Source organism: Tenacibaculum sediminilitoris (assembly GCF_964513795.1).
Lineage (GTDB): Bacteria > Bacteroidota > Bacteroidia > Flavobacteriales > Flavobacteriaceae > Polaribacter > Polaribacter sediminilitoris.
In genome coordinates this window covers 65,755-72,863 of sequence record NZ_CAZEQR010000006.1, presented here as the reverse complement: position 1 = coordinate 72,863, position 7,109 = coordinate 65,755, and the positions used below count along the sequence as shown (strand labels likewise).

Genomic DNA, 7,109 nt, shown 5'->3' with positions numbered 1-7,109 from the left:
ACAGTACTCCTACCTTGAATACCATAGACTTTTTGTACCTGCTTATAGGTGTAGTTGCCTTTTTCTACCTCGGCTACTAAGGCTAATTTAAAGCCTAAATTGTAATCGCGTTGGGTGCGCTTAACCCGCTTGTTTACTCCTTTACTCATAATAAGTCGATTTTGTGTCAACTTATTTCAGGACGGGACAGTAAAAATAAAAAAGCCATTGAACGTATTCAATGGCTTTTCGTTTTATTTTAGATTCTGAAATAAATTCAAAATTACTTTACTTCTTCGAAGTCTACGTCTTCTACATTATCTCCTTCAGTTGAAGAACCTCCATCTGCATTTCCTTGCGCATCTGCTCCATTAGCTTGTGCATCTTGTTGTGCTTTATACATTTCTTCTGAAGCAACTTTCCAAGCTTCGTTAATCTTTTCCATTGCAGCATCAATCGCAGCAAGGTCTTTAGATTCGTGTGCCTTTTTTAACTCTTCTAAAGCAGCTTCAATTGGCTCTTTTTTATCTGCTGATAATTTATCACCAAACTCTTTTAATTGCTTTTCAGTTTGGAAGATCATAGAATCTGCTCCGTTAACTTTGTCCGCAGTTTCTTTTGCTAGCTTATCTGCTTCAGCATTTGCCTCTGCATCAGCTTTCATTTTTTCGATTTCTTCATCTGTTAATCCCGAAGAAGCTTCGATACGGATATTTTGAGTTTTTCCTGTTGCTTTATCTGCTGCAGATACATTGATGATTCCATTTGCATCAATATCAAAAGTTACTTCAATTTGAGGTACTCCTCTTGGTGCTGGTGGAATGTCAGTTAATTGGAAACGACCAATTGTTTTGTTATCTGCTGCCATCGCTCTTTCACCTTGTAATACGTGAATATCTACCGATGGTTGGTTATCTACTGCTGTTGAGAATACTTGCGCTTTTTTAGTTGGAATAGTTGTATTTGCATCGATTAACTTTGTAAATACATTACCCATAGTTTCAATTCCTAATGATAAAGGTGTTACATCTAATAATAAAACATCTTTTACATCACCTGTTAACACTCCTCCCTGAATTGCTGCCCCTAAAGATACAACCTCGTCTGGGTTTACACCTTTACTTGGCGCTTTACCAAAGAACTTCTCAACCGCTTCTTGAATGGCAGGAATACGAGTTGAACCACCTACCAAGATAATCTCATCGATATCAGAAGTTGATAAATCAGCATTCTTTAACGCTGTCTGACAAGGCTCAATAGTTCTTTTCACTAAATCATCAATTAATTGCTCAAACTTAGCTCTACTTAACGTTCTTACCAAGTGTTTTGGTCCACTAGCAGTAGCTGTGATGTATGGTAAATTAATTTCTGTAGAAGTTGTACTTGATAATTCAATTTTAGCTTTTTCAGCAGCTTCTTTTAAACGTTGTAATGCCATAGGATCTTTACGTAAATCCATATTTTCTTCAGCATTAAACTCTTCTGCTAACCAATTAATAATTTTTTCATCAACATCATCTCCACCTAAGTGTGTATCTCCATCAGTAGCTAATACTTCAAATACTCCATCTCCTAACTCTAGGATAGAAACATCATGCGTACCTCCACCAAAGTCAAATACTACAATTTTCTTGTCATCATTTGCTTTATCTAATCCATAAGCTAAAGCTGCAGCAGTTGGTTCATTAATAATACGACGAACTTTTAGACCTGCAATTTCTCCGGCTTCTTTAGTTGCCTGACGTTGTGCATCATTAAAGTATGCTGGTACTGTAATTACCGCTTCTGAAACTCCTTGACCTAAATAGTCTTCAGCTGTTTTTTTCATTTTTTGTAACACCATTGCAGATATTTCTTGTGGTGTATACATACGATCATCAATCTTTACTCTTGGTGTATCGTTATCTCCTTTTACTACTTCATAAGGAACTCTGCTAGCTTCTTTTTGAGACTCAGAATACTTATTTCCCATAAAACGCTTAATAGAATAAACCGTTTTTGTTGGATTTGTTACTGCTTGACGTTTCGCAGGATCTCCTACTTTACGCTCTCCTCCTTCAACAAACGCTACGATAGAAGGAGTTGTTCTTTTACCTTCTGCATTTGGAATTACTACTGGCTCATTACCTTCCATTACAGACACACATGAGTTCGTAGTACCTAAATCTATACCTATAATTTTACTCATAATCTTTATTTATCTTTTTTAAAGTTTTAAATTCAATTTTACGGGTAGTATCAGTCAAAGTGTATGCCATTAACTTTTTACCTATATTTTGACAGGAAAAGAAATAAATTAAGTTATTTTTTATGACATACTGTCATTAATCGACATTTTTAAGGTAAGATTCGTATACCATTTTTATATTAGCAAAAGTGTTTTGTAATGCTTTACAAGTAGCTTCTTTGTTTTTAAATACAGCCTCTGTTATTCCTTCTTCTAATTGTGGAGTTAAACTTCCTTGGTAATTAGAGTTCATTAAATACCAATGTGTTTCTTTTAATCGATATTTGTTTTGGTGAATAAATAAATGATAAGTCACGAGAAGCTTTTTAGTTATTGAATTGTTTTTTACACCACATTCTTCCTCTACTTCTCTTATGGCTGTTTCTTCGAGCCCTTCTCCATCTTCTACTCTTCCTTTAGGCAAATCCCATTTATTTCCTCTATAAATAAATAGTACCTCTTCTCTTTTGTTTAAAACCAATCCTCCAGCAGCAATAATTACCTTAAATTTAACTTTAAAACTTAACCAATCTTCTGTTAAGTTATTACAATAAAGATAAAGACCGTTTAATTTACCAACTTTTAACCCATAAATAAGTTCTTCAATAATTGTATTTTTGCAGATGTAAACAGAAAAATCTTCTTCATTTTTAATTGAAGTTGTAAAGATTATTGGTTTATCATTAACAAAAACTTTATACATTTGCGCTATGGATTTTAACAAAGATACAGCAAAAAAAACTGCAGAGCTTCTTTTACAAATTAAAGCTATAAAACTGAGTCCTCAAGAGCCTTACACGTGGGCTTCTGGCTGGAAATCGCCTATTTACTGCGACAATAGAATTACCTTATCATATCCTCCTGTTAGAAATTTTTTAAAACAAGAAATTGCTAAACTTGTTGAAGAGAAACATGGTATACCAGATGTTATTGCTGGAGTAGCTACAGGTGCTATTGCTATTGGAATACTCGTAGCCCAAGAGTTAGGTGTTCCTTTTGTATATGTTAGACCAGAGCCTAAAAAGCATGGTAGGAAAAACCAAATTGAAGGACATTTAGACAGTGGTCAAAATGTAGTAGTTATTGAAGATTTAATTAGCACAGGTAAAAGTAGTTTGAATGCTGTAAAAGCATTAAAAGAAGCACATGCCAACGTGAAAGGTATGGTTGCTATTTTTTCTTATGGTTTTAATATTGCTACAGAGAATTTTAACAATGATGGAGTAGAGCTTACTACTCTAAGTAATTATGAGTATTTATTAGAGCAAGCTTTAGATAGTAAATATATTACTAGTGAAGAACTTCGAACTTTAGAAGATTGGAGAATTGCCCCTAGTAAATGGAATCAAAACGATAAATAACAGCACTATCATGAATATAGAAGGAAATACCGTTATTGTAAAAAAATCATCTAAAGATTTATTTGATTTTCTAACTAAATTAGAAAATTTTGAACAACTAATGCCAGAAAATACTCAAAAATTTGAGGTTGATGATGATAGTTTTATTTTTGGTTTAAAAGGTATGCCAGAAATTCGTTTAGTAATGAAAGAAAAAACAGAGTACTCTAATATTACTTTAGGTGCTGCTAGTAGTAAATTGCCTTTCACCTTAGCTGCTAATATTACTGAAATAAGCGACAATGAGAGTCAGGTTTCTTTAAATTTCAATGGAGAATTTAATGCAATGATGGCTATGATGGTTAAAGCTCCTTTAACTAAGTTTATTGGTACTCTGACTGAAAATTTAGAAAAATTATAAAGTAGCGAACGAAACTTCTTTCAAACCAAACTCTTGAATCGTTTCGTTTTCTAATTCAATTTGGAGATTCCCACTTTTTGAGACTCCAATAATTTTACCCATAAATAAAATGTTCTGACTGCTTTTAAACATTGTTGGAACATTTTTTTTATACAATACTTTTAAGTAGTTTTTTTCTAAGAGAGAATATTCTTTTTTTTCTAAGAGGTCGAAATAATATTTCAACTTCATTAAAATAATATCTAATAACACATCCAAATCAAATTCTTTACCTAAAATCTTTTTTAAAGAAGATGCATTTGGTAAATTCTTAGGAAATGAATCTTGGTTTACATTAATCCCAATTCCTATTATTGAAGACACTATATAACTTCCTTTCAATGTATTTTCAATTAATATACCTCCTAGCTTTTTGTTTCCTGACAGAATGTCGTTAGGCCATTTTACAGTCAAATTTGGTAATTTTACAGCCTCTAGAGCCTCAAAAACACTTAGTGAAACACAAAAATTGAAGTATTTATGATTCTCTACTTTTAAGTCTACAAACCTTGAAAACACACTAAAAGTTAGGTTTTTACCTTCTTCAACAATCCATTCTGAGTTTATCTGTCCCCTGCCCTTTGTTTGTGTTTTTGCTACTGCTACCGTAAAATCTTCAATTACCATTTTTGACACCATATCCTTTAAAAAAGTATTGGTAGAATCGATGGCATCAAGTTTGATTATTTTCATGTAGAATTAGCGTGTAAAACAAGTATCAATATTACGTAAATTACTCGCAAAAAAATAATAACTTTGCTAAAACTTAATTTTTTTTAATGACAATAAAACAAACAAACACAGACGATCTTTTAGCTGTGATTATTAAAGGGATAGATGATGTAAAAGGAGAGGATATCCAGTTACTAGATTTAAGAGAGATAGAAAACACTGTTTGTGATTATTTTGTAGTTTGTTCTGCTAACTCGAACACACAAGTTAACGCCATTTCGGGCTCCGTACAAAAAATAGTAAGTAAAGAACTAAAAGATAAACCTTGGCATATTGAAGGACAAGGAAACTCTGAATGGGTTCTAATGGATTACGTAAACGTTGTTGTACATATTTTTCAAAAACAAGTTCGTGAATTTTACGACATTGAAAGCCTTTGGGGAGATGCAAAAATCACAGAAATCAACCCAGCATAATTGCTAACATTTTATACACCTTTTTATGAGTGATAATAAAAAAAATACGCCAAAATTTAGTTTTAACTCATTTTGGCTATACATACCAATAATAATTATTTTATTAGGATTAAGCTTTTTTAATTCTAGTAATTTAGGTTCTCGTAATATTTCTAAAAACGAGTTTACTGAAATTCTTCAAGCAAACGACATTAAAGAAATTGTTGTAGAAAACAACAATGTTGCTCAAATATTTTTAAAGCCTGAAGCTGAAAAAAAAGAAGAACATAAAAAACTAACAGATTCTCCTTTTTACAGAAAAGGATCGCCATTATACACGTATAATTTTGGTGATTTACAGAACTTTGAAAATGAAATTAATAAAGAAAAAGAAAATAAAAATCTAGACTTTGATAAAGTAAATATAGAAAGAACAAGCATGATGGACACTATCATTAGTTTTCTTCCTTTTATTTTATTGATTGTTATTTGGCTTTTCTTTATGAGAAGAATGTCTGGAGCTGCTGGAGGAGGTGGTGCTGGAGGACAAATATTTAACATCGGTAAATCTAAAGCTAAGCTTTTTGATGAAAACACAAAGGTTAAAACTACCTTTAAAAATGTTGCTGGTCTGGAAGGAGCTAAAGAAGAAGTTCAAGAAATCGTAGACTTCCTAAAAAGTCCAGAGAAATATACAAAGTTAGGTGGTAAAATCCCTAAAGGAGCTCTGTTAGTTGGTCCTCCAGGAACAGGTAAAACCTTATTGGCAAAAGCAGTTGCTGGTGAAGCTGGTGTACCTTTTTTCTCTTTATCTGGTTCTGATTTTGTTGAAATGTTCGTAGGTGTTGGTGCTTCTCGTGTACGTGATTTATTTAAACAAGCACAACAAAAATCACCTTCTATTATATTTATTGATGAAATTGATGCTATTGGACGTGCTAGAGGTAAGAATAGCATGACTGGTGGTAATGACGAACGTGAAAACACCTTAAACCAATTACTTACTGAAATGGATGGTTTTGGTACCGACACCAATGTAATTGTATTAGCAGCAACCAACCGTGCAGATGTATTAGATAAAGCATTAATGCGTGCTGGTCGTTTTGATCGTCAAATTTATGTTGACTTACCAGACTTACATGAACGTAGAGAAATTTTTGAAGTTCATATTAAACCTTTAAAATTAGCAGCAAATGCCGATTTAGAATTTTTAGCACAACAAACTCCTGGTTTCTCTGGTGCAGATATCGCTAACCTATGTAATGAAGCTGCTTTAATTGCAGCCAGAAAAGGTAAAGAAGCTATTGAACATCAAGACTTTTTAGATGCCGTTGATAGAATTGTAGGCGGATTAGAGAAAAAAAATAAAGTTATTACTCCAAAAGAAAAGAAAGTAATTGCTTTTCATGAAGCTGGTCATGCAACCGTTAGTTGGATGTTAGAGCATGCTGCTCCATTGGTCAAAGTAACAATCGTTCCTCGTGGTCAATCATTAGGTGCTGCATGGTATCTTCCTGAAGAAAGAAAAATTGTTCAAACAGAACAAATGTTGGATGAAATGTGTGCTACTATGGGAGGTAGAGCAGCAGAAAAACTAATTTTTAATAAAATATCTACAGGAGCGTTAAGTGATTTAGAAAAAGTTACTAAACAAGCTAGAGCCATGGTTACTGTTTACGGTTTAAACGATAAAGTAGGTAATATAACTTACTACGATTCATCAGGTAATGATGCTTTTGTAAAACCTTATAGCGATGCTACTGCTAAAAAAATTGATGAAGAAATTTCAGAATTAATAGAAACTCAGTACAAAAGAGCTATTGAAATACTTGATAAAAACAGAGATAAATTAACAGAACTTGCTGATTTATTACTTGAAAGAGAAGTGATTTTCAAAGACGATTTAGTGAAGATATTTGGAGATAGACCATTTGGAAAAGAAGAAAAACCTCAAGTTACAACAGAAGAATAGTGTT

7 protein-coding genes and 1 pseudogene are annotated in these 7,109 nt (G+C 32.7%); 4 read left to right on the top strand and 4 right to left on the bottom strand.

The window, feature by feature from the left end; genetic code table 11:
• The 3 genes and pseudogenes from ACKTSW_RS02875 to ACKTSW_RS02865 form a co-directional block, all read right to left on the bottom strand.
• Positions 1-149 (bottom strand): annotated as a pseudogene (locus ACKTSW_RS02875) (IS3 family transposase); the annotation flags it as partial.
• A 113-nt stretch (positions 150-262) separates the two neighbouring features.
• Positions 263-2,167 carry a molecular chaperone DnaK gene (dnaK, locus tag ACKTSW_RS02870; protein ID WP_408023764.1) on the bottom strand — a complete coding sequence of 635 codons (1,905 nt, stop codon included), beginning with the start codon at positions 2,165-2,167 and terminating at the stop codon, positions 263-265.
• Between the two features lie 136 nt (positions 2,168-2,303).
• Positions 2,304-2,909: an NUDIX hydrolase gene (locus ACKTSW_RS02865; protein WP_408023763.1), complete on the bottom strand. Its 606-nt coding sequence runs from the start codon at positions 2,907-2,909 to the stop codon at positions 2,304-2,306.
• Between the two features lie 7 nt (positions 2,910-2,916).
• Between ACKTSW_RS02865 and pyrE the strand changes: the two genes are divergently transcribed.
• Together pyrE and ACKTSW_RS02855 are read left to right on the top strand one after the other, a co-directional pair.
• A complete protein-coding gene (gene pyrE, locus ACKTSW_RS02860) occupies positions 2,917-3,567 on the top strand; it encodes an orotate phosphoribosyltransferase (RefSeq protein WP_408023762.1) in 651 nt (216 codons plus the stop codon).
• Between the two features lie 10 nt (positions 3,568-3,577).
• Positions 3,578-3,967, top strand: coding sequence for an SRPBCC family protein (locus ACKTSW_RS02855; RefSeq protein WP_408023761.1), 390 nt, complete (start codon positions 3,578-3,580; stop codon positions 3,965-3,967).
• On the opposite strand, the gene ACKTSW_RS02850 is transcribed toward ACKTSW_RS02855, so the two are convergent.
• Entirely contained in the window at positions 3,962-4,699 is a 738-nt protein-coding gene (locus ACKTSW_RS02850; protein ID WP_408023760.1) for a biotin--[acetyl-CoA-carboxylase] ligase, read from the bottom strand. The two genes, ACKTSW_RS02855 and ACKTSW_RS02850, sit on opposite strands and share 6 nt — an antisense overlap.
• A gap of 86 nt (positions 4,700-4,785) precedes the next feature.
• Here ACKTSW_RS02850 and rsfS point away from each other — a divergent pair, with 86 nt between their 5' ends.
• On the top strand, positions 4,786-5,154 hold the full coding sequence (gene rsfS / locus ACKTSW_RS02845; RefSeq protein WP_047789323.1) for a ribosome silencing factor: 369 nt from the start codon (positions 4,786-4,788) through the stop codon (positions 5,152-5,154).
• Positions 5,155-5,179: 25 nt separating this feature from the next.
• Positions 5,180-7,105 carry an ATP-dependent zinc metalloprotease FtsH gene (gene ftsH, locus ACKTSW_RS02840; RefSeq protein ID WP_408023759.1) on the top strand — a complete coding sequence of 642 codons (1,926 nt, stop codon included), beginning with the start codon at positions 5,180-5,182 and terminating at the stop codon, positions 7,103-7,105.
• Positions 7,106-7,109: the final 4 nt, after the last annotated feature.